Source organism: Piscinibacter gummiphilus, from assembly GCF_002116905.1.
In the GTDB taxonomy this organism is placed as follows: Bacteria; Pseudomonadota; Gammaproteobacteria; order Burkholderiales; family Burkholderiaceae_C; genus Rhizobacter; species Rhizobacter gummiphilus.
On sequence record NZ_CP015118.1, the window covers coordinates 477756 to 498926 of the forward strand.

A 21171-nucleotide genomic window follows, 5' to 3' on the forward strand; every position below is an offset into this window, starting at 1 on the left:
CAGGCTCCTCAGGCCTCGATCACGTGCGACGCGGTGCCGGCCGCCGGGGCGCGGTTGCGCTCCAGGCGGACCGCCAGCTTGCGCAGCAGCACATAGAACACGGGGGTCAGGAACAGGCCGAACAGCGTGACGCCCAGCATGCCGGCGAACACCGCCACGCCCATCGCGTGCCGCATCTCCGAACCCGCACCCGACGAGAACACCAGCGGCAGCACGCCCATGATGAACGCGAAGGACGTCATCAGGATCGGGCGCAGGCGCAGGTGGCAGGCCTCGAGCGCGGCTTCCACGATGCCCTTGCCCTGGTGTTCCAGGTCGCGGGCGAACTCGACGATCAGGATCGCGTTTTTCGCGGACAGCCCCACCAGCACGAACAGCGCGATCTGCGTGAAGATGTTGTTGTCACCCTTGGTCAGCCACACGCCCAGCAGGGCGAACAGGATCGACGCCGGCACGATCAGGATCACCGCGAGCGGCAGCGTCCAGCTTTCGTACTGGGCGGCCAGCACGAGGAACACGAGCAACACGCACAGCGGGAACACGAGGATCATCGTGTTACCGGCCAGGATCTCCTGGTAGGTCAGGTCGGTCCACTCGATGGCGATGCCACGCGGCAGCGTCTCGGCGGCGATCTTCTCCATGATGGCCTGGGCCTGGCCCGACGACACGCCAGGGGCCGGGCCGCCGTTGAAGTCGGCCGCCATGAACGAGTTGTAGCGCTCCACGCGGTCGGGACCGTAGGTGCTCGACACGTTCATCAGGCTGCCCAGCGGCACCATCTCGTTCGTGGCGGTGCGCACCTTGAACTGGCCGATCGACGCGGCGTCGGACCGGAACGGCGCATCCGCCTGCGCGATCACCTGGTAGGTGCGGCCGAACTTGTTGAAGTCGTTCACGTACAGCGAACCGAGGTTGATCTGCATCGTGTCGAAGATGTCCGACAGCGGCACGCCGAGCTGCTTGGCCTTCGTGCGGTCGACCTTCGCGTCGAGCTGCGGCACGTTGATCTGGTAGCCCGAGAACACGCCCGCGAGTTCCGGCGTCTGCCAGGCCTTCATCTGCAGGGCCTGCACGGCCTTGTAGAGCTCGTCCTGGCCGAGGTTGGCGCGGTCTTCCACGTACAGCTTGAAGCCGCCGATCGTGCCGAGGCCGTCCACCGGCGGGGGCGGGAACACCATGATGAAGGCGTCCTGGATGGCGCCCAGCTTCTGGTTCACCTGCGCCGCGATCTCGCCGCTGCTCAGGCCGGGGCCCTTGCGCTTGGAGAAGTCGTCGAGCGTGTAGAACACGATGCCCGAGTTCGGCGCGTTCATGAAGCCGTGGATCGACAGGCCCGGGAACGCGACGGCGTTCTTCACGCCCGGAACGCTCTTGGCCACGTCGGTCATGCGGCGGATCACGTCTTCGGTGCGGTCGAGCGAGGCCGCGTCGGGCAGTTGCGCGAAGCCCACGAGGTACTGCTTGTCCTGCGCCGGCACGAAGCCCGACGGCACGACGCGGAACATCACGACGGCGAGCACCACGAGCACGGCGTACACGGCGAGGGTCGCGGTCTTGTGCGACAGCACGCCGCCCACGCCGCCCTGGTAGCGGTGCGATGCGCGGTCGAAGAAGCGGTTGAAGCGCTTGAAGAAACCGCCCAGCGCCCAGTCCATCGCTTTCGAGAGCTTGTCCTTCGGCGCGTCGTGTGGCTTGAGCAGCGCGGCGGCGAGGGCCGGCGACAGCGTCAGCGAGTTGAAGGCCGAGATCACCGTCGAGATGGCGATGGTCAGCGCGAACTGGCGGTAGAACTGGCCCGTCAGGCCCGACACGAAGGCGATGGGCACGAACACGGCGCACAGCACGAGGGCGATGGCGATGATCGGGCCGGACACTTCCTTCATGGCCTGGACCGTGGCCTCGCGCGGTTTCAACCCGTTCGCGATGTTGCGTTCCACGTTTTCCACCACCACGATCGCGTCGTCCACCACGATGCCGATGGCCAGCACGAGCCCGAACAGCGACAGCGTGTTGATCGAGAAGCCCATCGCGAGCAGCACCGCGAACGTGCCGATGACCGAGACGGGCACCGCCAGCAGCGGGATGATGGACGCACGCCAGGTCTGCAGGAACACGATCACGACGATGACCACGAGGGCCACCGCTTCGAGCAGCGTGTGGATCACGGCGCTGATCGAGTCACGCACGAACTGCGTGGGGTCGTAGACGATGGCGTAGTCGACGTCCTGCGGGAAGTCCTTCTTCAGCTCGTCCATCAGCGCGCGCACGTCGGTCGACAGCTGCAGCGCGTTCGACTGCGGCGCCTGGAACAGGCCCATGGCCACGGCCGGCTTGTTGTCGAGCAGCGAACGCAGCGAGTACTGCTGCGAGCCCAGCTCGAGGCGGGCCACGTCGCGCAGGCGCACGACGCCGCCGGTCTCGGTGCCGGTCTTGATGATGATGTCGCCGAACTCCTGCTCGGTGCTCAGGCGGCCCTGCGAGTTGACGGACAGCTGAAACGGCGCGTCCTTCGCGGGCGCGGCGCCCACGACACCGGCGGCCACCTGCACGTTCTGCTCGCGGATCGCGCGCACGACGTCGGGGGCGGTCAGGCCACGCGCGGCCACCTTCTGCGGGTCGAGCCAGACGCGCATGGAGTAGTCGCCCGCGCCGAACACCTGCACCTGGCCCATGCCCTGGATGCGGCTCATGCGGTCGCGCACGTTGAGCACGATGTAGTTGCGCAGGTAGGTCTCGTCGTACGTGGAGTTCGGCGAGATCAGGTGCACCACCATCGTGATGTTCGGCGAGCTCTTGACGGTGGTGACACCGACCTGGCGCACTTCCTCGGGCAGGCGCGGCAGCGCGCGCTGCACGCGGTTCTGCACCTGCGTCTCGGCCTGCTCGACGTTCGTGCCGACCTTGAACGTGACGGTCAGGTTCATGCCGCCGTCACCGGTGGCCTGCGACGACATGTACAGCATGTCCTCGACGCCGTTGATCGCCTCTTCGAGCGGCGCGGCGACGGTCTGCGCGATCACGGTGGGGTTCGCGCCGGGGAAGCGGGTGCTGACCACGACCGACGGCGGCACGACCTCGGGGTACTCCGAGATCGGCAGCTTGAAGATCGCGATCAGCCCGCCGAGGAAGATGAGGATGGACAGCACGGCCGCGAAGATCGGCCGGTCCACGAAGAATCTGGAGAAGTTCATGAGGGTCTTCTTGTCTGTCTTGTCTTACTTGGCGGACGCGATGGTCACGCCCGACGCGGCCGGTGCCGCCATCGGCACCTCCTGCGGGGTGACGGGGGCGCCCGGGCGCACGCGCTGCAGGCCGTTGACGACGATCTTGTCGCCCGGCTTCAGGCCGGTGCGGGCCACGCGCAGGCCGTCGATGGACTGGCCGAGCTCGACCACCCGGTACTCGGCCTTGTTGCCTTCACCCAGCACGTAGACGTACTTGCGGTTCTGGTCGGTGCCGACGGCCGTGTCGTTGATGAGCACGGCGGCCGTGCTGTTCGCCTCGGCGCCGATCTGCACCCGGGCGAACAGCCCCGGGGTCAGCGTGCCGTTCTTGTTGTCCACCACCGCGCGCATGCGCACGCTGCTCGACGTCGGGTCGATGCGGTTGTCCACGAAGTCGAGGCGGCCTTCGCGCGGGAAGCCGGCCTCGTTCGCGAGGCCCAGGCGCACCTTCACCGCTTCGGCGCCGCCGCGGGCGGCCGGTCCGAGGGCGAGGTAGGTGGTCTCGTCGCCGTCGAAGGCCACGTAGACCGGGTCCACCGACACGAGCGAGGTCAGCACGATGTTGCCGTCCACCAGGTTGCCGATGGTGACCTCGGCCTTGCCGATGCGGCCGCTGAACGGGGCGCGCACCGAGGAGTATTCGACGTTCAGCTTGGCCGAGGCCAGCGCCGCCTGTTCGGCGCGGGCGGCCGCGTCGAGCTGGCGGGCGTTCGCGGCGCGTTCGTCGAAGTCCTTCTGCGCGATGGCGTTGTCGGCCAGCAGGCGCTTGGAGCGTTCGAGTTCGGTGCGGGCCAGTTCGGCCTTCGCCGCGGCGGCGGCGGCCGAGGCCTCGCCGCGCAGCGCTTCGGCGTGGTACGCACGCGGGTCGATCGTGAAGAGCAGGTCACCCTTCTTCACCATCGAGCCGGGCTTGAAGTGGATGGCCTCGACCGTGCCGCGCACGCGGGCACGGATCTGGGCCGATTCCACCGCCTCGATGCGGCCGGAGAACTCGCTCAGCTCGGTGACCTTCTTCGCGACGACGGCGGCGACGCTGACGGGCGGGGGCGGCGGGGCCGTCTGCGCCTGGGCGTCGATGCCCTTGGAGCACGCGCCGAGGGTGAGCATGCCGGCCGATGCGAGTGCGAGGGAGGTGATGGTCAGGGCAAGGGAGATGGGGCGGTCAGTCATGGGGAACCTCGGGTGTTTTCTTGTGGAGGACGGATGCAACGGACTTCGACGGATGGGACCGTGCCGGAACGGTGAAGGGGGCGAGGAAGGTCTTGACCGCCTCGCAACAGGGATCGCTGCCGGCGGCCTCGCAACGCTCCTCGACGTTCGCGAGGGCGCTGGCCGGCAGCACCGTGCGCTGCACGGCGACGCCGGCGCGTTCGAGCTTGTCGGCGTAGGCGACGGCGCCCGCCGACAGCGGATCGCCGTCGGCGTAGACGAACAGGGCGGGCGGCAGCCCCGCCAACCGGCTCGATTCGAGCGGGCAGGCGTACGGGTGCACGCGGTCGGCGGCGCGGGGCAGGTAGTCGCGGAAGGCATCCGTGAGCGCCTGCGGCACCGGGGCGTATTGGGAGTCGCGGCCCTCGCGCATGCTCGGGTCGAGCATCGGCATCAGCAGCACCTGGCCGGCCACCTTCGGGCCGAGGCGGTCGCGGGCCATCAGCGTCGAGACGGCGGCGAGGTTGCCGCCGGCCTCGATGCCGCCCACGACCAGGTGCCGCCCGGTCCAGCCGCGCAGCCGGCTGCCCCGGGAGCCGGCGAGCTTCAGCACGGCGTGGGTGTCCTCGATCGCGGCGGGGAAGGGGTGCTCGGGCGCCACCGCGTAGCTCGGCGAGAGGATCGTCACCTGGCACAGCTCGGCGAACGACTTCAGGCAGTCGTCGGCGGCGTCCAGGTCGGCCTCCACGAACCCGCCCGGCGGGAAGAACACGAGCAGCGCTTCGGACTTCCGCGGGCCGGGGGTGTAGAGGCGCAGCGTCAGCCGCCCGCTCGCACCCGGCCACTCGAACGTCTCGTCCGCTTGGCCGCGAGGCAGGGAATCCGGGTCGGTGGAAGGGGTGGTCATGGACTACTGGTAAACACGGAGGAACAATGCACGCGCCGGCACTTGTGCGGCGCAGCAGAACTTTATTTGTCCGACCGGTTGAGATAAAGTGTCTTTTCCGAGAAGCACTGTTCAGGAATCCGGACAATGGACACGATCAAAGCCATGCGCGCCTTCGTCGGGGTGGTCGACACCGGCGGTTTCACCAAGGCGGCCGAGTTGCTCGGCACGCCGAAGGCCACGCTGTCGGCGAGCGTCTCCGAGCTGGAAGCCCACCTGAAGGTGCGGCTGCTGCACCGCACCACCCGGCGGGTGTCGGTCACGGCCGACGGGGCGGCCTACTACGAGCGCTGCGTGCGCATCCTGGAGGACATCCGTGACGCGGAGGAGTCGTTCTCGTCCCGCCAGGCGAACCCGCGCGGGCGGCTGCGGGTGGACGTGGCCACGGCCGTGGCCAGCCGGCTGCTGATCCCGTCGCTGCACACCTTCTTCGAGCGCTACCCCGACATCCAGCTGGAACTGGGCTGCAGCGACGGCCCGCTGAACCTGCTGAGCGACGGGGTCGACTGCGCGCTGCGCGGCGGCGAGATCGAGGACCAGTCGATGATCGCCCGACGCGTGGGCACGATGCACGTGGTCACCTGCGCCACCACCGCCTACCTCGCGAAACACGGCCGTCCGCAGCACCCGCAGGACCTGAGGGACCACGTCTGCCTGAACTACTTCGGGCAGCGGTCCGGGCACCTCTTCGACTGGGACTTCTCGCGCGACGGCCAGCGGGTGACGCTGCCGGTGTCGAGCCCGCTGACCCTCAACGACACCAACGCCTACGTCGACGCCTGCCTCGCGGGCCTGGGCGTCGGGCGGCTGCCCACCCACGTGTTCAACCAGTACCTCGAGTGCGGGGCCCTGGAAATCGTGCTGGGCGAATGGATGTCCGACCCGATTCCCTTCCACGTGGTTTACCCTTCGAACCGCCACCTGTCGCCGAAGGTGCGCGTGTTCGTCGAATGGGTCGCCGAGATCTTCGAACACCACGCCGGCATGCAGCTGTGCACCCGCCTGAATCCGAACCAGTGCGACTGGATCAGGCACGACAATGCGGAAGGCGCAGTCACGGCCTGACGGACGTGGGGCCCGAGAGGCTCCTGACAACGAGACGAGGTCAAGCATGGGCTGGATGCGGCGCATCGCGGCGGCGGTGTGTGCGGTGGGGGCGCTCGGGGGAGTGACGTCGGCAGCGGCCGACGACGAGGCCCACCCGAAGGTCGGCCTCGTGCTGTCCGGCGGCGGCGCCCGGGGCGGCGCGCACATCGGCGTGCTCAAGGTGCTCGAGGAACTCAACGTGCCGGTCGACATCGTCGTCGGCACGAGCGCCGGGGCCATCGTCGCGGCGGCGTACGCCACGGGCATGCCGCTCTCCGAGATCGAAGCCGAGATGAAGGGGCTCAGCACGTCGCTGCTGCTGCACGACGTCGACCGCTCCGAGGTGCCGCTCAACAGCAAGATCCACGACTCGTTCAACTACATCGGCCCCGAGGTGGGCATCCAGAACGGCTCGCTCGCGCTGCCCAAGGGCGCGGTGGCCGGCGTGTCGCTCGAGGCGGTGCTGCGCCGCCTCACGCACCGCCAGCGCACCGACAACTTCGACCGCCTGCCCATCCCGTTCCGCGCGGTGGCCACCGACCTCGCCACGGCCGAGATGGTGGTGCTGTCGCGCGGCAACCTCGCGCAGGCGATCCGGGCCAGCATGGCCATCCCCGCGGTGATCGAACCGGTCGAGCTCGATGGCCGCCTGCTGGTCGATGGCGGCCCGAGCCGCAACCTGCCGGTGGACGTGGCGAGGGCGATGGGCGCCGAGGTCATCATCGCCGTCAACATCGGCACGCCGCTGCTCAAGCGCGAGGAGATCAAGTCGCTGCTGTCCGTGTCGGACCAGATGACGCGCATCCTGACCAACACCAACGTCGCGAAGTCGGTGAGCGAGATCGGTCCCGACGACATCCTGCTGATCCCCGACCTCGGCACCGTCACCACGGCCGACTTCGACCGGCTCAGCGAGGCCGCCGCGGCGGGCGAGGCCGCCGCGCGGCTGGCCATCCCCGACCTCATGCGCTACGCCATCGACGGCCCGCGCTACGCGGCCTGGCGGGCGAGCACGGTGCGGTCCGGCGAGCAGGCGCCGTTCACCGTCGCGGAGGTGCGCGTGAAGGGCACCGAACGCGTGAACCCCGAGGTGGTCACCGCGTCCATGCACACGAAGGCGGGCGACACGTTCGACGTGAAGAAGGCCGATGCCGACATCAAGCGCATCTACGCCCGCGGCGACTTCGAGGGCGTGGCCTACACGGTGAGCGAGGAGCCCGGCGTCGGCCATGTGCTCACGGCCGAGGTGACCGAGAAGTCCTGGGGGCCGCAGTACCTGCGCTTCGGCCTCGGGCTGTCGAGCGACTTGAAGGGCAACTCGTTCTTCAACCTCGCCGCCAGCCACCGCGCCACGTGGCTGAACCACCTCGGCGCCGAATGGCGCAACGACGTGCAGATCGGCCACACCGACCGCCTCGCCACCGAGTGGTACCAGCCGCTGACCGCCGCGCAGCGCCTGTTCGTCGCGGCCCGTGCCGAGTTCACGCGCAATCCGTTCGACCTCTACGACAACAGCGACGGCAGCAGCGACGGCGACGGCAGCCGCATCGGCCAGTACCGGGTGCAGTACATCGGTGTGGGGCTCGACCTCGGCACCCCCATCGGCCGCAGCGCCGAATTCCGCGTGGGCCTGACCCGCGGGCACGTCAAGATGCTGCTCGACACCGGGCTCGTCCCGCCGGAGCTGCTGCAGCCCCCGCAGGAGACCGGTGGCGTGCTCGCGCGGCTGCGTTTCGATTCGCTCGACAGCATCCGCTTCCCCACCCAGGGCTGGCAGGGCGAAGTGAGGTTGTACGCGTCACGCCCCACCTTCGGTGCCGACGAGACCTACACGAAGGCGTCCGCGAACCTCAACGCCGCGCAGGCCTTCGGCCGCCATTCGTTGCAGGTGGGATTGCGTGGCGCGAAGGCGCTGGGCGACGACGATCTGCCGGTGCACGAGCTCTACAGCCTGGGAGGCTTCCTGCGCCTGTCGGGTTATGCCACGGGTCAGTTCCTCGGACGCGAACTGGCGTTCGGCCGCCTCGTCTACAACTACCGGCTCTCATTGCCTGGCTTCCTGTCGGGGGCATTCATCGGCGCGTCGGCCGAGGTGGGACGCATCGGTGACAGTGTCTCCAAGGGAGGCGACGCGTTCACACGTCATGGCTTCTCGATCTACGCCTCCATGGACACGCCGCTCGGGCCGATCTACGGGGCGTTCGGCCGGGGAGGAGACGGAGCCAACGCGGTGTACCTGTACCTGGGGCAACCGTGACGAGGAGCCGGACATGATCACACTTTCCGCGCGGGCGGCCACGCTGGTGGCCACGGCCCTCGTGCTGCCGCAAGTGGCACGGGCCAACGAACTGGACCGAAGCGCCTGGGTGCAATTGGGCGCCTACCGGCCGGCCATCGACTCCCACCTGCGGGTCGACTCCAGCAGCGGCCAGGGCACCACCATCGACTTCGAGCGCGACCTGGGCCTCGACGACAGCAAGACCGTGGGCTCGCTGCTGATCGGCGCGCGCTGGGCCGAACGTTGGCGCTTCGAGTTCGAATACTTCGAGCTCACGCGCGGCGCGCGCCAGCACCTGATCGACCGCGACATCGTCATCGACGAGATCACCTACCCGGCCCAGGTCGAGATCACCAGCGAGTTCGACACCAAGGTGTACCGTGCCGGCGTGGGCTACGCGTTCCTGCGCGAGCCCGACGCCGAGGCGGGGGTGATCGGCGGGCTGCACGTGACCACGTTCCGCGCGGCCTTCGAAGGGCTCGGGTCCTTCAACGGCAGCCTGCTCGCGGTGCAGAAGGACCGGCGCGACGAGACCGTGCCGCTGCCCACCGTGGGCGCGTTCGGCACGTGGCTCGTGTCGCCGCAGTGGCTGCTGTCGGGACGGGCCGACCTGTTCTACCTGAAGTTCGACCACTACCGCGGGCGCCTCTTCAACCTGCAGGGCAACGTGATGTACCGCGTGAGCCCCAACGTCAGCCTCGGCGCGGGCTATCGCCTCACCGACTACCGGCTCGACGCCGACGACACCGGCTGGCGCGGCCGGCTCGAGCTGACCTACAAGGGCCCCCAACTCATGCTCGAGGCCGGCTTCTGAGATGGACGCACACGCCGCGGACCCCAACGTCTTCGTCCACGTGCGCGTGGTGCTCGGCATGGTCGTCAGCCTGGGCATGGCCCGGCTGCTGACGGGTGTCGCGGGGTTCGTGCAGCACCCGGGTCGCCTGAAGCCCGATGCCATCCACCTGCTGTGGGTGGCTTCCACGCTGCTCCTGCTGCTGCACTTCTGGTGGTGGGAGTACGAACTCGCGCGGGTGCAGGGCTGGCGCTTCGAGGTCTACCTGCTGGTGCTGTACTACGCGGTGGTGAACTTCCTGCTGTGCGCGTTGCTGTTCCCCACCGACCTCGCCGAGTACGCGGGCTACCGCGACTACTTCCTGTCGCGCCGGCGGTGGTTCTTCGGGCTTCTGGCGATGGGCTTCGTGGTCGACGCGCTCGACACGCGTCTCAAGGGCCCCGAGTACGTCGCCGCGATGGGCCTCGAGTTCCCGATCCGCCTGACCGTGTACCTCGGGCTGTGCGGCGTGGCGGCGGTCGTGAAGGACGTGCGCTTCCACCTCGCGTTCGCGGTGGCGAACCTGCTGTACCAGGTGTCGTACATCGTGCGGCGGTACGACGTGCTGGCGGGCTGAACGAGCAACGAAAAGGGGTGGAAAGAAGGTTGTCATCCCGGCGGAGGCCGGGACCTTCGGCGCCGGCCCAGGGTCCCGGCCTTCGCCGGGATGACATTTTTTTCAGTCGTGCGTCCGGTACCGGTGCACCTCGAGCGCCGTCACCGCCGTGCCTTCGTTCCCGAAATGCGTGCGCACGTACGTCAGCACCGCGGCCACGTCGTTCTCGTCGAGCACCGTGGCGAACGGCGGCATGCCGTACGGCCGCGGGTTGCCGGCCGTGGCCGGGGCGTAGCCGCCCAGCAGCACGGCGCGCACGAGGTTGGCGGGCGGCTCCATCGTGACGGCCCGGTTCTTCGCGAGCGCGGGGTAGGCGCCCGACACGCCCTGGCCCTCCACGCCATGGCATTGCGCGCAATGCAGTTCGTACACCTCGCGGCCGCGGGTGTTCAGGCGCATGGCCGCGGGGGCGCTGGCCGCACTCGCCGCGCTGGCGGGTGGCGCCGGCTCGCGGGGGCGTTGCGGCAGGGCCTTCAGGTACGTGGCCATCGCCTGCAGGTCGGCCGCGGCCAGGTGCTGGGTGCTGTTCCGCACCACCTCGGCCATCGGGCCGATCACCGTGGCGCGGGGCGAGACGCCGTCGCGCAGCAGGGCCACGATCTCGGCGACCTCCCAGTCGGCCACGCCGGCCTCGTCGGGTGACGCGAGCGACGGGGCGTACCAGTTCTGCATCGGGATCAGCCCGCCGCTCAGGTCCAGCACGCCGGTGGTGCCGCCGAGCAGGTTGCGCGCGGAATGGCACGCGTTGCAGTGCCCGAGGCCCTGCACGAGGTAGGCGCCGCGGTTCCAGTCGGCGCTCTGCGACGCGTCGGCGAGGCTGCCGCCCGGCGAGAAGAACAGCGCGCGCCACACCGCGAGCGCGGGGCGCGTGTTGTACGGGAAACCCACGGTGTGGGCCGTGTTCGTTCGCCGCACCGGCGCGAGGGTGCGCAGGTACGCGTAGATCGCGTCCGAGTCCTCGCGGGTGACGTGCGTGTAGTTCGGGTACGGGAAGGCCGGGTACAGCATGCGCCCGTCGGCCGAGCGGCCATGGTGCAGCGCACGCCACAGGTGGTCGGCCGACCAGGTGCCGATGCCGGTGTCGGGGTCGGGCGTGAGGTTCGACGAGAAGACGGCACCGAACGGGGTGTCGATGGCCCGCCCGCCGGCGTAGGCGTCGCCGCCGGGCACCGTGTGGCAGCCCTGGCAGTTGCCCGCGGTGGCGAGGTAGCGGCCGCGGGCCACCTGCTCGGGCGTGCCCTGCGTGGGGGCGGCGCCGGCGGGGATGGGGTCTTCGCCCCGCGAGTTGAGCCACACCACCGCCGCGGCGAGCAGCAGCGCGAGGGCCAGCAGCACGAGGGCGATGCGGCGGATCATTTCGCCGCCTCCTGCGGCACGCCGCCGCAGGGCATCGGCAGCGGCTTCGGCAGCGAGGTGTCGGCCTTCGCCGGCACGGGCACCGGCCGCGAGGCCAGCCAGGACGAGACCGCGTTGATGTCGGTGAGGTCCAGGCGCTTGGCGACCTCGAACATGCAGTCGGGCCCGTGGGCGCGGCGCTTGCCGGTGCGCCAGGCGCCGAACTGGGCGTTGAGGTAGTCGCGCGGCAGGCCCAGCAGGCCCGGGATGGCCGGGGCCACGCCCGTCAGGCGTTCGCCGTGGCAGGACACGCAGGCCGGCACGTCGCGCATCGGGTCGCCGCGGTACACGAGCGACTCGCCGCGGGCCACCACGTCCGCGGGCGGCTGGCCGGCCGGCGGCGGGTAGGGCACGTCGAGCTGGGAGAAGTACGTCGCCATCTCGAGCAGGTAGGTGTCGGTCAGCGGCGCCACCAGGTGGGTCATCAGCGGGTAGTGCCGCCGCCCGTCGCGGAAGTTCAGCAGCTGGTGGTGCAGGTAGCCGGCCGGCTTGCCCGCGAGGCGCGGGTAGAAGCCGTCGGGGCCGGCGCGGCCCTGGTCGCCGTGGCAGCCGGTGCAGGCCTGGACACGCTGGGCGATGGAGTCCTCGAACGGCGGCGGCGCAGCCAGCGCCGGGGCGGCCAGCAGGGCGCCGAGGGCGGCGCGGGTCAGCAGCGAACGGAGGGACATGCCCCCGAGCGTAGCAGCAGGGGGCGTTTCCTGCCTGCGCGTGTGTGCGTCAGTGCAGCGTCACCGTGATGTCGGAGCCGCTGCCGGCGGGCAGCGCGGGTTGGGCGTGGCGGGCCGTCCACAGCATGGACCAGCGCAGGAACTCGTCGGCCGGCAGCGGGCGGCTCATGTGGAAGCCCTGGGCCTCGTCGCAGTGCAGCGCGCGCAGCAGCTCCCAGGACTGCGCGTTCTCCACGCCTTCGGCCACCACCGTCAGGCCGAGGCCGTGGGCGAGGTCGATGGTCGAGCGCACGATGCGGGCGTCGTCGAGGTCGCGTTCCATGCTGAGCACGAACGACTTGTCGATCTTCAGTTCGTCGACCGGCAGGCGCTTCAGGTAGGCGAGCGACGAATAGCCCGTGCCGAAGTCGTCGATCGACAGGCGGAAGCCGAGGCCGTTCAGGCGTTCGAGCGTGCCGAGGGCGCGCTCGGGGTCGTCCATGATCGCGCTTTCGGTGATCTCGAGGCAGAAGGCCTCGGCCGGCACCGTGTGGCGGATCAGCAGGGCCTCGAACTTCTGCGGCAGCTCCTGGTCGAGCAGGTCGCGGGTGGACAGGTTGACCGACAGCGTCAGCTGCAGGCCGTTGTCGTGCAGGCGCTTCCACTCGCGGGCGGCCTGCTCGAACACCCACATCGTCAGCACGCGCACGAAGCCGGTCTGTTCGGCGAACGGGATGAACTCCATCGGCGGCACGAGGCCGCGCTGCGGGTGCTGCCAGCGCATCAGCGCCTCGGCGCCCACGACCCGCGCGGTGTCGAGGCCGAGCTTCGGCTGCAGGTACAGGCGCAGCTCGCCATGGTCCACGGCGTGACGCAGTTCGGTGAGAAGCGACAGCGTCTGGCTGCTCGCGGCGTCGAGCTTCGCGTCGTAGACGGTCGGCCCGTCGCGGCGGCGCTTGGCCGAGTACATCGCGACTTCCGCGCGGCTCAGCAGCGTGTCGGTGTCGGCGGCGTGGTGCGGCCACAGCGCGACGCCGATGCTCGCGCTGATGTCGACGGCCTGGTCCTCCAGCGTGAGGCTGCGGTCCATCGCCTGGTTGATGCGCTGTGCCACGGCCAACGCGAGCGCCTGGTCGTTGGCGGGGTCGAGGTCCGCCAGCAGCACGGCGAACTCGTCGCCGTCGAGGCGGGCCACCAGGTCACCCCCGCGCACGGCCTGCTGCACGAGGCGTTCGGCCACGCCCTTGAGCATCAGGTCGCCGACGCGGTAGCCCAGCACGTCGTTGACGTGCTTGAAGCGGTCGAGGTCCAGCATCACGACGGCCACGGACCGGCCCGCGGTGCGCGCGGCTTCGGTGGCCTCCGTCACGGCGTTACGGAAGCGCACGCGGTTGGGCAGGCCGGTGAGGGTGTCCCAGTACGCGAGCTTCAGGATCTCCTGCTGCTGGTCCGCGATGCTGATGCGCATGCGCTCGAAGGACTGGGCCAGCTCGCCGATTTCATCGGCGCGGTGACGGCCGGCCAGCGGGGTCGTGTAGTCACCGGCCCCCAGGCGTTCGGCCGCCGCGGCGAGGCGGCGGATGGGGGTGGTGACGCGCCGGGCGGTCAGCACGCTGCCCACGGCGAACACCACGACGCCCAGCAGGGTGAGCGCGGCGAGGCCGAACTGCAGCCGGCGGTACGGCGCCACGGCCTCGTCCACCGAACGCATCAGCAGCGCCGACACCTCGCCGGTCACGCCCTGGGCGAGCATCACCTGGCGGCTGCTGTATTCGCCGTCGGGCAAGCGCAGCGGGGCATCGGGAACCTGAGCCTCGAGCGCGGCCACGGCGTCGGGTGGCAGGGTCGAGACCGCGGTGCGCCACTCGGTCGAGCCGTGTTCGCGCACCTGCAGGCTCACCTGCAGCGACGAGAGGTCGCGCATCTCGTCCGTCAGCGGCCGGTCGATCGGGAAACCCATGAGCACCCAGCCGACCACCACCGGCGCGCGCATCGGCACCAGCACCAGCTGGAACGGGCGGCGCCCGAGCACGACGACCTCGCTGGCGGGCTTGGAGCTCCCGGCCCGTTCGGCCAGCCGGTGGATGGCGGGCTGCAGTTCCTCGAGGCCGGGCTGCGCGGCAGCGCGCAGCGCGAAGCCGGTGTCGAGCAGCGCGGAAACGGTGGCGCCGATGCGGTCGCCGTGGTTGGCGAGCACCGAGGCGATGGTGTCGTTGTCGTGGCTCGCGAGCGCCGAGCGGAAGCCGTAGTCGGCCGCGAGCAGGCTCGCGCCCTGGATCAGCTTCTGCGCGTTCTGGTCGAGCAGGCGGTGCAACAGGTGGTCGCCGGCGAGGAGCGAGCTGGCGATGGACGTGCGGGCATTGCGGTCGATGGTGGCGCGGATCGCGATGAAGCTCACCGCCTGCACCGCGAGCAGCAGCCCGAGGAACAGGAGCACGATGCGCACGCCCAGCGAGCGCCGCGTCATGCCCCTCAGGGTCTGCATCAGGGGTTCGGGCCGGTTCATGGAGTGACCCGGGTCGCGAGGCGCATGGTGGCCGCCTGGTCGTCCGTACCGACGGTCACCACCGTGGCCTGCGGGGCCATGTCGACCGGCAGCGTGGGGTGCCAGGCCTTGAGCCGGTAGTTGCCGGGCGGGATGCCGGCCAGTTGCGCGGGGCCGGCGGTCGTGCGCGCGAAGTGCGGGGTGTCGACGACGACGATCCACGCGGCCATCTGGTCGTGGATGTTGCAGCCGAGCACGGCCACGCCGGGCTTGTCGAACACGACCGGCGTGGCGGGCACGCCCGCGTACAGCTTGAGTTCGAAGGTCTTGGCCGGCGAAAACGAATAGACGTGGTGACGAACCGTGTCGTGGTTCGGGAAGCTCACCGAGGTGCCCACCGTGACCACGGTCACGGCCGGCGTGAACTGCCGGGCGGACTGCCCGACCTCGACCGCGGTCATCGGCTTGACCGGCAGGCGGCCGTTGACCGGCTCCAGCATGACGACCGCGTCGGGCAGCGGCCGGCCGGCGGCGTCGTTGACCGTCACGGACAGGGTCGCGGCCCCGACGATGCCGTGGGACAGCAGGGTCAGGACGAGGGCCAGGGAAGGGGGCAGGCAGGACACGGGCATCGGGAATGGGTGGAAAAGCGCTGCAGGCTCGTGGCCCGCTCAGCAGGGTATCGGCCCCCGGCGCGGCGTCCTTGAACCGCGGCGCCCGATCACGTGACGGACCTCACGACATGGTGGGACCGTTTTCACCGGCTGTGACACTTTCACGCAGCAAGCGGCCAGGCGAACCGATAGTCTGGCCGTCATGATCAAGCTCGACCTTCTCTTCCGTGTCGTCACCCTGTCCTGCGTCGCCGCGCTCGCGGCCTGCGGCGGTGGTGGCGACGACGCGCCGGCCTCCACCCCGACGGCCAGCGAAACCCCGACCGACACCGCGGGCGGCACCGGCTCCACCGGCGACACCTCCCCGCCGGGCGACACCGTCACGGCGACCCCATACACGGGCAACTGCGACGTGGCCAACTTCCAGGCCGACGCACTCGCCCAGGTCAACGCCTTCCGGGCGCAGCCCCGCACGTGCGGCAGCACCACCTACCCGGCGGTGCCGGCGCTCGCGTGGAACGACAAGCTGACGCAGGCGGCCTACGGCCACTCGCTGGACATGGCCACGAAGAACTACTTCAGCCACACGAGCCAGGACGGCCGCACGTTCGACCAGCGCATCAGCGCCACCGGCTACACGTGGAGCTCCGTGGCGGAGAACATCGCCGCGGGCCCGCGCACCATGAGCGCCGTGATGAGCGGCTGGCAGGCGAGCCCCGGGCACTGCGCCAACATCATGAGCGGCACGGTCACCCAGATCGGCCTCAGCTGCGCCAAGTCCGCCGGGTCCACCTACGGCACCTACTGGACGATGGAACTCGCCAAGCCGCGTTGAAGCGTGGGCGCCTCGCCCGGCGAGGCGCTGGCGATCACGCCCCCGCCCAGGCACACCTCCCCGTCGTACAGCACGGCCGACTGGCCGGGTGTCACGGCCCACTGGGCCTCGGGGAAATCGAGCATGAAGGTGTCGCCCGCACCCGCACCGATCGCACACGCGGCATCGGCCTGGCGGTAGCGGGTCTTCGCGGCCAGCGCGCCGCCCGTGGGCGCATGGCCGGCCACCCAGCTCGTGTCGTCGGCCGTGAGGCGGTGCGACAGCAGCCACGGGTGTTCATGGCCCTGCACCACGTACAGCGTGTTCGCGGCCATGTCCTTGCGGGCCACGAACCACGGCGCCGCGTCGGCGTGCTTCAGGCCGCCGATGCCGATGCCCTTGCGCTGGCCCAGCGTGTAGAAGCTCAGGCCCACGTGTTCGCCGATCTTGCGGCCCTGGTCGTCCTTGATGGGGCCGGGCTTGTTCGCGAGGTAGCGGTTCAGGAACTCGCGGAACGGGCGCTCGCCGATGAAGCAGATGCCCGTCGAGTCCTTCTTCTTCGCGTTGGGCAGCCCGATCTCGGCGGCGATGCGGCGCACCTCGGTCTTCGGCAGCTCGCCCACCGGGAACAGCGTCTTCGACAGCTGGGCCTGGTTCAGGCGGTGCAGGAAGTAGCTCTGGTCCTTCAGCGGATCGAGGCCCTTGAGCAGCTGGAACGAACCGGGCACCTCGCGCACGCGGGCGTAGTGGCCCGTGGCGATCTTCTCGGCGCCCAGGCGCATCGCGTGGTCGAGGAAGGCCTTGAACTTGATCTCGGCGTTGCAGAGCACGTCGGGGTTCGGCGTGCGGCCGGCCTGGTATTCGCGCAGGAAGTCGGCGAACACGCGGTCCTTGTAGTCGGCGGCGAAGTTGACGTGTTCGATCTCGATGCCGAGCACGTCGGCGACGCTCGCGGCGTCGAGGAAGTCCTGGCGCGACGAGCAGTATTCGCTGTCGTCGTCGTCCTCCCAGTTCTTCATGAAGATGCCGACCACCTCGTGGCCCTGCTGCTTCAGCAGGTGGGCACTGACGGCCGAATCCACGCCACCACTCAATCCCACGACCACACGTTGTTTCACCATGCGGCGATTTTAAGGAAGCCGGCGCCCGCCCGCCCGCGCGGGGCGATTCACTTCCGCTCGGGGTCGATCAGCGTGGGGTCGGCGTACACCGTGTCGAGCGGCAGGCGACGGCCCGCGGCGTGGTCTTCGATGCACCGCAGCAAAAGGCTGCTGCGATGGCGCTCGTGGCTCGCGCGCACTTCGTCGAGTGTCATCCACAGCGTGCGCACGATGCCGTCGTCGAGCGACCGCGTGGGGTCGGCTTCGCCCGCGGTGCCGCCGTACGCGAGCCGCAGGTACGTGACATCCTCGCCGGTGGCCGCGCGCTGGAAGCGCGAGAGGTACAGGCCCACCACGCATTCCGGAACGAACGTGCGTGCGGTTTCTTCGAGCGCCTCGCGCACGACACCTTGTTCGGGCGTCTCGCCGGCCTCGAGGTGACCGGCCGGGTTGTTGAGCCGCAGGCCTTCGGGCGTCTCCTCTTCGACGAGGAGATAGCGGCCCTCGTGTTCGATCACGGCGGCCACGGTCACGCTGGGTTTCCATCGGTCGTTCATGGGCCGGCATGCTAGGGGAAACGGGCCTCCGGGTAAACCCGGAGCGCTGCCGATCGGTTACGCTTGCGGCCCGTTCGTCTTTGTAAGTTGGGTGAAAGTTCCGGTTCGCCCACGCCTGAGGAGGCTTTCATGTTGATTGGGGTTCCGCTCGAAACGGCGGCTGGGGAATCGCGTGTCGCCGTCACGCCCGAGACCGTGAAGAAGCTGAAAGCCCAGGGCCACACCGTGAAGGTGCAGTCCGGTGCCGGCGTTGCCGCCAGCGTGACCGACGAGGCCTACGTGGCCGCGGGGGCCGAGATCACCGACCAGGCCGGGGCCTTCGGCGCCGAGCTGGTGCTGAAGGTGCGCGCACCGGTCGACTCCGAACTGAGCCTGATGGACCGCGGCGCCGCACTCGTCGGCATGCTGAACCCCTTCGACCGCGACAACCTCGTCCGCATGGCCGGTGCCGGCATCACGAGCTTCGCGCTCGAAGCTGCCCCGCGCACCACGCGCGCGCAGAGCATGGACGTGCTGAGCTCGCAGGCCAACATCGCCGGCTACAAGGCCGTGATGATCGCGGCCGACCGCTATCAGCGCTTCTTCCCGATGCTGATGACCGCCGCCGGCACCGTGAAGGCCGCGCGGGTCGTGATCCTGGGCGTCGGTGTCGCGGGCCTGCAGGCCATCGCGACGGCCAAGCGCCTGGGCGCCGTGATCGAGGCGAGCGACGTGCGCCCCTCCGTGAAGGAGCAGGTCGAGTCGCTGGGCGCGAAGTTCATCGACGTGTCGTACGACACGCCGGAAGAGAAGGAAGCCGCCGAGGGCGTGGGCGGCTACGCCAAGCCCATGCCGCAGAGCTGGCTCGACCGCCAGAAGATCGAGGTCGCCAAGCGCGTGGCCGCGGCCGACATCGTCATCACCACCGCGCTGATCCCGGGCCGTGCCGCGCCGGTGCTCGTCACCGAGGAGATGGTCAAGGCGATGAAGCCGGGCTCCGTGATCGTGGACCTCGCCGCGGCGCAGGGCGGCAATTGCCCGCTGACCGAAGCGAACAAGGTCGTGATCAAGCACGGCGTCACGCTGGTCGGCGAGACCAACCTGCCCGCGCTGGTCGCGGCCGACGCGAGCGCGCTGTACGCGCGCAACGTGCTCGACTTCCTGAAGCTCGTCTTCACGAAGGAAGGTGCGTTCCAGGTTCCGATGGACGACGACATCGTCGCTGCCTGCCTCATGACGCAGGGCGGCGAAGTCAAGCGCGCCTGAAATTCTTGTTCTTGTGTTTGTGAGTCAGTAGAGAAGTCATGAGTAATCGAGTCATGCTGCGGGCCAAGCTGCACCGCGCCACCGTCACCGAAGCCGACCTGCACTACGAAGGGTCGTGCGGCATCGACAGCACCCTGCTGGAGGCTGCCGACATGAAGGAGTTCGAGCGCATCGAGCTCTACAACATCAACAACGGCGAGCGGTTCTCGACGTACATCATCAAGGCGCCGCCGGGTTCGGGCGTCATCTCGCTCAACGGCGCCGCCGCGCGCCGCGCCCAGGTGGGCGACCTGCTGATCATCTGCACCTACGCCACGATGTCCGAAGACGTGGCCGCGACGTACAAGCCCAAGGTGGTCCTGCTCGACGAGCAGAACGCCATCAAGGAAATCCGCAAGTTCTGATCTTCAACCAGGAGCACGTCGGATGGACATCATCTCGCCGACCATCATCAACCTCATCATCTTCGTGCTGGCCATCTACGTGGGTTACCACGTGGTGTGGACGGTCACGCCGGCCCTGCACACACCGCTGATGGCGGTGACGAACGCCATCTCGGCGATCGTGATCGTGGGGGCGATGCTCGCGGCGGCCCTCACCGAGACGGGCCTCGGCAAGACGATGGGCGTGCTCGCCGTGGCGCTCGCCGCGGTCAACGTGTTCGGCGGGTTCCTGGTGACCCGGCGCATGCTGGAGATGTTCAAGAAGAAGGACAAGAAGAAGGACGGGGTGTCGGCATGAGCATGAACCTCGTCACGCTGCTGTACCTCGTCGCCAGCGTCTTCTTCATCCAGGCCCTGAAGGGCCTGAGCCACCCCACCACGTCCATCCGTGGCAACGTGTTCGGCATGCTGGGCATGGCCATCGCCGTGCTCACCACCGGCGCGCTGATCTGGAAGATCGCGGGCCAGCTGGGCGCCTCGCCCGTCGGGGGCCTCGCCTGGGTGCTGCTGGGCCTGCTGGCCGGCGGCACGCTCGGCACCGTGATGGCCAAGCGGGTCGAGATGACCAAGATGCCCGAGCTGGTGGCCTTCATGCACAGCATGATCGGCCTCGCCGCGGTGTTCATCGCGGTGGCCGCGGCCGTCGAGCCGTGGGCGTTCCACATCTCGGCCAAGGGCGAGGGCATCCCGCTCGGCAACCGCCTCGAGCTCGCGCTCGGCGCGGCCATCGGCGCCATCACCTTCAGCGGTTCGGTGATCGCCTTCGGCAAGCTGTCGGGCAAGTACAAGTTCCGGCTGTTCCAGGGCGCCCCGGTCTCGTTCAAGGGCCAGCACCTGCTGAACCTCGTGCTGGGTCTCGGCCTGATCTTCTTCATCGCCGGCTACACCATCAGCCAGGCCAACGTCGACTTCGTCCTGCTGCTGGCCATCGCCTTCGTGCTGGGCGTGCTCATCATCATCCCGATCGGCGGTGCCGACATGCCGGTGGTGGTGTCCATGCTCAACAGCTACTCGGGCTGGGCGGCGGCCGGCATCGGCTTCTCGCTGAACAACAGCATGCTGATCATCGCGGGCTCGCTCGTCGGTTCGTCCGGCGCGATCCTGAGCTACATCATGTGCAAGGCGATGAACCGCTCGTTCTTCAACGTGATCCTGGGCGGCTTCGGTGGCGACACTGCGGCGGCCGGCGGTGGCAAGGCCGAGGCCCGGCCGGTCAAGAGCGGCAGCGCCGACGACGCGGCCTTCGTGCTCGGCAACGCCGAGACCGTGGTGATCGTGCCCGGCTACGGCCTGGCCGTGGCCCGCGCGCAGCACGCCGTGAAGGAGCTGGCCGCCAAGCTCGTCGAGAAGGGCGTGACCGTGAAGTACGCGATCCACCCCGTGGCCGGCCGCATGCCGGGCCACATGAACGTGCTGCTCGCCGAGGCCGAGGTGCCTTACGACCAGGTGTTCGAAATGGAAGACATCAACGGCGAGTTCGGCCAGGCCGACGTCGCCATCATCCTCGGTGCCAACGACGTGGTGAACCCCGCCGCGCACACCAAGGGCAGCCCCATCTACGGCATGCCCATTCTCGAGGCCTACAAGGCCAAGACCATCATCGTGAACAAGCGCTCGATGGCCGCCGGATACGCCGGCCTGGACAACGAGCTGTTCTACATGGACAAGACCATGATGGTGTTCGGCGACGCGAAGAAGGTCGTCGAGGACATGGTCAAGGCCATCGAGTAAGTCACACCG

18 protein-coding genes are annotated in these 21171 nt (G+C 69.3%); 9 read left to right on the forward strand and 9 right to left on the reverse strand.

The features are described 5' to 3' along the window. Nucleotides 1-8: 8 nt before the first annotated feature. From A4W93_RS02065 to A4W93_RS02075, 3 genes are read right to left on the reverse strand one after another with little or no spacing between them, the layout of a single operon-like run. Nucleotides 9-3191, reverse strand: a complete 3183-nt coding sequence (locus A4W93_RS02065; RefSeq protein ID WP_085749036.1) for an efflux RND transporter permease subunit — start codon at nucleotides 3189-3191, stop codon at nucleotides 9-11. Nucleotides 3192-3215: 24 nt separating this feature from the next. Further along, nucleotides 3216-4394: an efflux RND transporter periplasmic adaptor subunit gene (locus tag A4W93_RS02070; RefSeq protein ID WP_085749037.1), complete on the reverse strand. Its 1179-nt coding sequence runs from the start codon at nucleotides 4392-4394 to the stop codon at nucleotides 3216-3218. Continuing rightward, nucleotides 4387-5280 (reverse strand): alpha/beta hydrolase, encoded by an 894-nt coding sequence (locus tag A4W93_RS02075; protein WP_085749038.1) that lies wholly within the window; start codon nucleotides 5278-5280, stop codon nucleotides 4387-4389. The genes A4W93_RS02070 and A4W93_RS02075 overlap by 8 nt, the downstream gene beginning before the upstream one ends. 126 nt (nucleotides 5281-5406) lie before the next feature. On the opposite strand from A4W93_RS02075, the gene A4W93_RS02080 reads away from it, so the two are divergent. The 4 genes from A4W93_RS02080 to A4W93_RS02095 are packed head-to-tail and all read left to right on the forward strand — an operon-like array spanning nucleotide 5407 to nucleotide 10092. Next, nucleotides 5407-6384 carry a LysR family transcriptional regulator gene (locus A4W93_RS02080; protein ID WP_085749039.1) on the forward strand — a complete coding sequence of 326 codons (978 nt, stop codon included), beginning with the start codon at nucleotides 5407-5409 and terminating at the stop codon, nucleotides 6382-6384. 46 nt (nucleotides 6385-6430) lie between these two features. Then, on the forward strand, nucleotides 6431-8662 hold the full coding sequence (locus tag A4W93_RS02085; RefSeq protein ID WP_169726498.1) for a patatin-like phospholipase family protein: 2232 nt from the start codon (nucleotides 6431-6433) through the stop codon (nucleotides 8660-8662). A gap of 13 nt (nucleotides 8663-8675) precedes the next feature. After that, entirely contained in the window at nucleotides 8676-9497 is an 822-nt protein-coding gene (locus A4W93_RS02090) for a porin family protein (RefSeq protein WP_085749040.1), read from the forward strand. A gap of 1 nt (nucleotide 9498) precedes the next feature. After that, complete coding sequence (locus A4W93_RS02095; RefSeq protein ID WP_085749041.1) at nucleotides 9499-10092, forward strand: hypothetical protein; 594 nt, start codon at nucleotides 9499-9501, stop codon at nucleotides 10090-10092. A 102-nt stretch (nucleotides 10093-10194) separates the two neighbouring features. On the opposite strand, the gene A4W93_RS02100 is transcribed toward A4W93_RS02095, so the two are convergent. The 4 genes from A4W93_RS02100 to A4W93_RS30175 are packed head-to-tail and all read right to left on the reverse strand — an operon-like array spanning nucleotide 10195 to nucleotide 15290. Beyond that, nucleotides 10195-11487 (reverse strand): cytochrome c, encoded by a 1293-nt coding sequence (locus tag A4W93_RS02100; RefSeq protein WP_085749042.1) that lies wholly within the window; start codon nucleotides 11485-11487, stop codon nucleotides 10195-10197. After that, nucleotides 11484-12194 carry a c-type cytochrome gene (locus A4W93_RS02105; protein ID WP_085749043.1) on the reverse strand — a complete coding sequence of 237 codons (711 nt, stop codon included), beginning with the start codon at nucleotides 12192-12194 and terminating at the stop codon, nucleotides 11484-11486. The genes A4W93_RS02100 and A4W93_RS02105 overlap by 4 nt, the downstream gene beginning before the upstream one ends. Before the next feature lie 49 nt (nucleotides 12195-12243). Beyond that, entirely contained in the window at nucleotides 12244-14658 is a 2415-nt protein-coding gene (locus tag A4W93_RS02110; protein ID WP_237357665.1) for a putative bifunctional diguanylate cyclase/phosphodiesterase, read from the reverse strand. A 17-nt stretch (nucleotides 14659-14675) separates the two neighbouring features. Then, nucleotides 14676-15290: a methylamine utilization protein gene (locus tag A4W93_RS30175; protein WP_085749045.1), complete on the reverse strand. Its 615-nt coding sequence runs from the start codon at nucleotides 15288-15290 to the stop codon at nucleotides 14676-14678. 184 nt (nucleotides 15291-15474) lie between these two features. Here A4W93_RS30175 and A4W93_RS02120 point away from each other — a divergent pair, with 184 nt between their 5' ends. Further along, nucleotides 15475-16107: a CAP domain-containing protein gene (locus A4W93_RS02120; protein ID WP_085749046.1), complete on the forward strand. Its 633-nt coding sequence runs from the start codon at nucleotides 15475-15477 to the stop codon at nucleotides 16105-16107. Here the strand turns inward: A4W93_RS02120 and mnmA are convergent. Both mnmA and A4W93_RS02130 read right to left on the reverse strand, forming a co-directional pair. Beyond that, a complete protein-coding gene (gene mnmA / locus A4W93_RS02125) occupies nucleotides 16074-17207 on the reverse strand; it encodes a tRNA 2-thiouridine(34) synthase MnmA (protein WP_085749047.1) in 1134 nt (377 codons plus the stop codon). The two genes, A4W93_RS02120 and mnmA, sit on opposite strands and share 34 nt — an antisense overlap. A 47-nt stretch (nucleotides 17208-17254) precedes the next feature. Next, nucleotides 17255-17743, reverse strand: a complete 489-nt coding sequence (locus tag A4W93_RS02130; RefSeq protein ID WP_085749048.1) for an NUDIX hydrolase — start codon at nucleotides 17741-17743, stop codon at nucleotides 17255-17257. 129 nt (nucleotides 17744-17872) lie between these two features. On the opposite strand from A4W93_RS02130, the gene A4W93_RS02135 reads away from it, so the two are divergent. From A4W93_RS02135 to A4W93_RS02150, 4 genes are read left to right on the forward strand one after another with little or no spacing between them, the layout of a single operon-like run. Further along, complete coding sequence (locus A4W93_RS02135) at nucleotides 17873-18988, forward strand: Re/Si-specific NAD(P)(+) transhydrogenase subunit alpha (protein ID WP_085749049.1); 1116 nt, start codon at nucleotides 17873-17875, stop codon at nucleotides 18986-18988. Between the two features lie 38 nt (nucleotides 18989-19026). Next, entirely contained in the window at nucleotides 19027-19392 is a 366-nt protein-coding gene (panD, locus tag A4W93_RS02140; protein WP_085749050.1) for an aspartate 1-decarboxylase, read from the forward strand. 22 nt (nucleotides 19393-19414) lie between these two features. Then, complete coding sequence (locus A4W93_RS02145) at nucleotides 19415-19729, forward strand: NAD(P) transhydrogenase subunit alpha part 2 (RefSeq protein ID WP_085749051.1); 315 nt, start codon at nucleotides 19415-19417, stop codon at nucleotides 19727-19729. Further along, complete coding sequence (locus tag A4W93_RS02150; RefSeq protein ID WP_085749052.1) at nucleotides 19726-21162, forward strand: NAD(P)(+) transhydrogenase (Re/Si-specific) subunit beta; 1437 nt, start codon at nucleotides 19726-19728, stop codon at nucleotides 21160-21162. The genes A4W93_RS02145 and A4W93_RS02150 overlap by 4 nt, the downstream gene beginning before the upstream one ends. The last annotated feature ends 9 nt before the right edge of the window (nucleotides 21163-21171 follow it).

Coding starts and splice junctions, on each gene's coding strand:
- A4W93_RS02065 (WP_085749036.1), bottom strand. CDS start 3,191: ATGAACTTCTCCAGATTCTTCGTGGACCGGCCGATCTTCGCGGCCGTG.
- A4W93_RS02070 (WP_085749037.1), bottom strand. CDS start 4,394: ATGACTGACCGCCCCATCTCCCTTGCCCTGACCATCACCTCCCTCGCA.
- A4W93_RS02075 (WP_085749038.1), bottom strand. CDS start 5,280: ATGACCACCCCTTCCACCGACCCGGATTCCCTGCCTCGCGGCCAAGCG.
- A4W93_RS02080 (WP_085749039.1), top strand. CDS start 5,407: ATGGACACGATCAAAGCCATGCGCGCCTTCGTCGGGGTGGTCGACACC.
- A4W93_RS02085 (WP_169726498.1), top strand. CDS start 6,431: ATGGGCTGGATGCGGCGCATCGCGGCGGCGGTGTGTGCGGTGGGGGCG.
- A4W93_RS02090 (WP_085749040.1), top strand. CDS start 8,676: ATGATCACACTTTCCGCGCGGGCGGCCACGCTGGTGGCCACGGCCCTC.
- A4W93_RS02095 (WP_085749041.1), top strand. CDS start 9,499: ATGGACGCACACGCCGCGGACCCCAACGTCTTCGTCCACGTGCGCGTG.
- A4W93_RS02100 (WP_085749042.1), bottom strand. CDS start 11,487: ATGATCCGCCGCATCGCCCTCGTGCTGCTGGCCCTCGCGCTGCTGCTC.
- A4W93_RS02105 (WP_085749043.1), bottom strand. CDS start 12,194: ATGTCCCTCCGTTCGCTGCTGACCCGCGCCGCCCTCGGCGCCCTGCTG.
- A4W93_RS02110 (WP_237357665.1), bottom strand. CDS start 14,658: ATGCAGACCCTGAGGGGCATGACGCGGCGCTCGCTGGGCGTGCGCATC.
- A4W93_RS30175 (WP_085749045.1), bottom strand. CDS start 15,290: ATGCCCGTGTCCTGCCTGCCCCCTTCCCTGGCCCTCGTCCTGACCCTG.
- A4W93_RS02120 (WP_085749046.1), top strand. CDS start 15,475: ATGATCAAGCTCGACCTTCTCTTCCGTGTCGTCACCCTGTCCTGCGTC.
- mnmA (WP_085749047.1), bottom strand. CDS start 17,207: ATGGTGAAACAACGTGTGGTCGTGGGATTGAGTGGTGGCGTGGATTCG.
- A4W93_RS02130 (WP_085749048.1), bottom strand. CDS start 17,743: ATGAACGACCGATGGAAACCCAGCGTGACCGTGGCCGCCGTGATCGAA.
- A4W93_RS02135 (WP_085749049.1), top strand. CDS start 17,873: ATGTTGATTGGGGTTCCGCTCGAAACGGCGGCTGGGGAATCGCGTGTC.
- panD (WP_085749050.1), top strand. CDS start 19,027: ATGAGTAATCGAGTCATGCTGCGGGCCAAGCTGCACCGCGCCACCGTC.
- A4W93_RS02145 (WP_085749051.1), top strand. CDS start 19,415: ATGGACATCATCTCGCCGACCATCATCAACCTCATCATCTTCGTGCTG.
- A4W93_RS02150 (WP_085749052.1), top strand. CDS start 19,726: ATGAGCATGAACCTCGTCACGCTGCTGTACCTCGTCGCCAGCGTCTTC.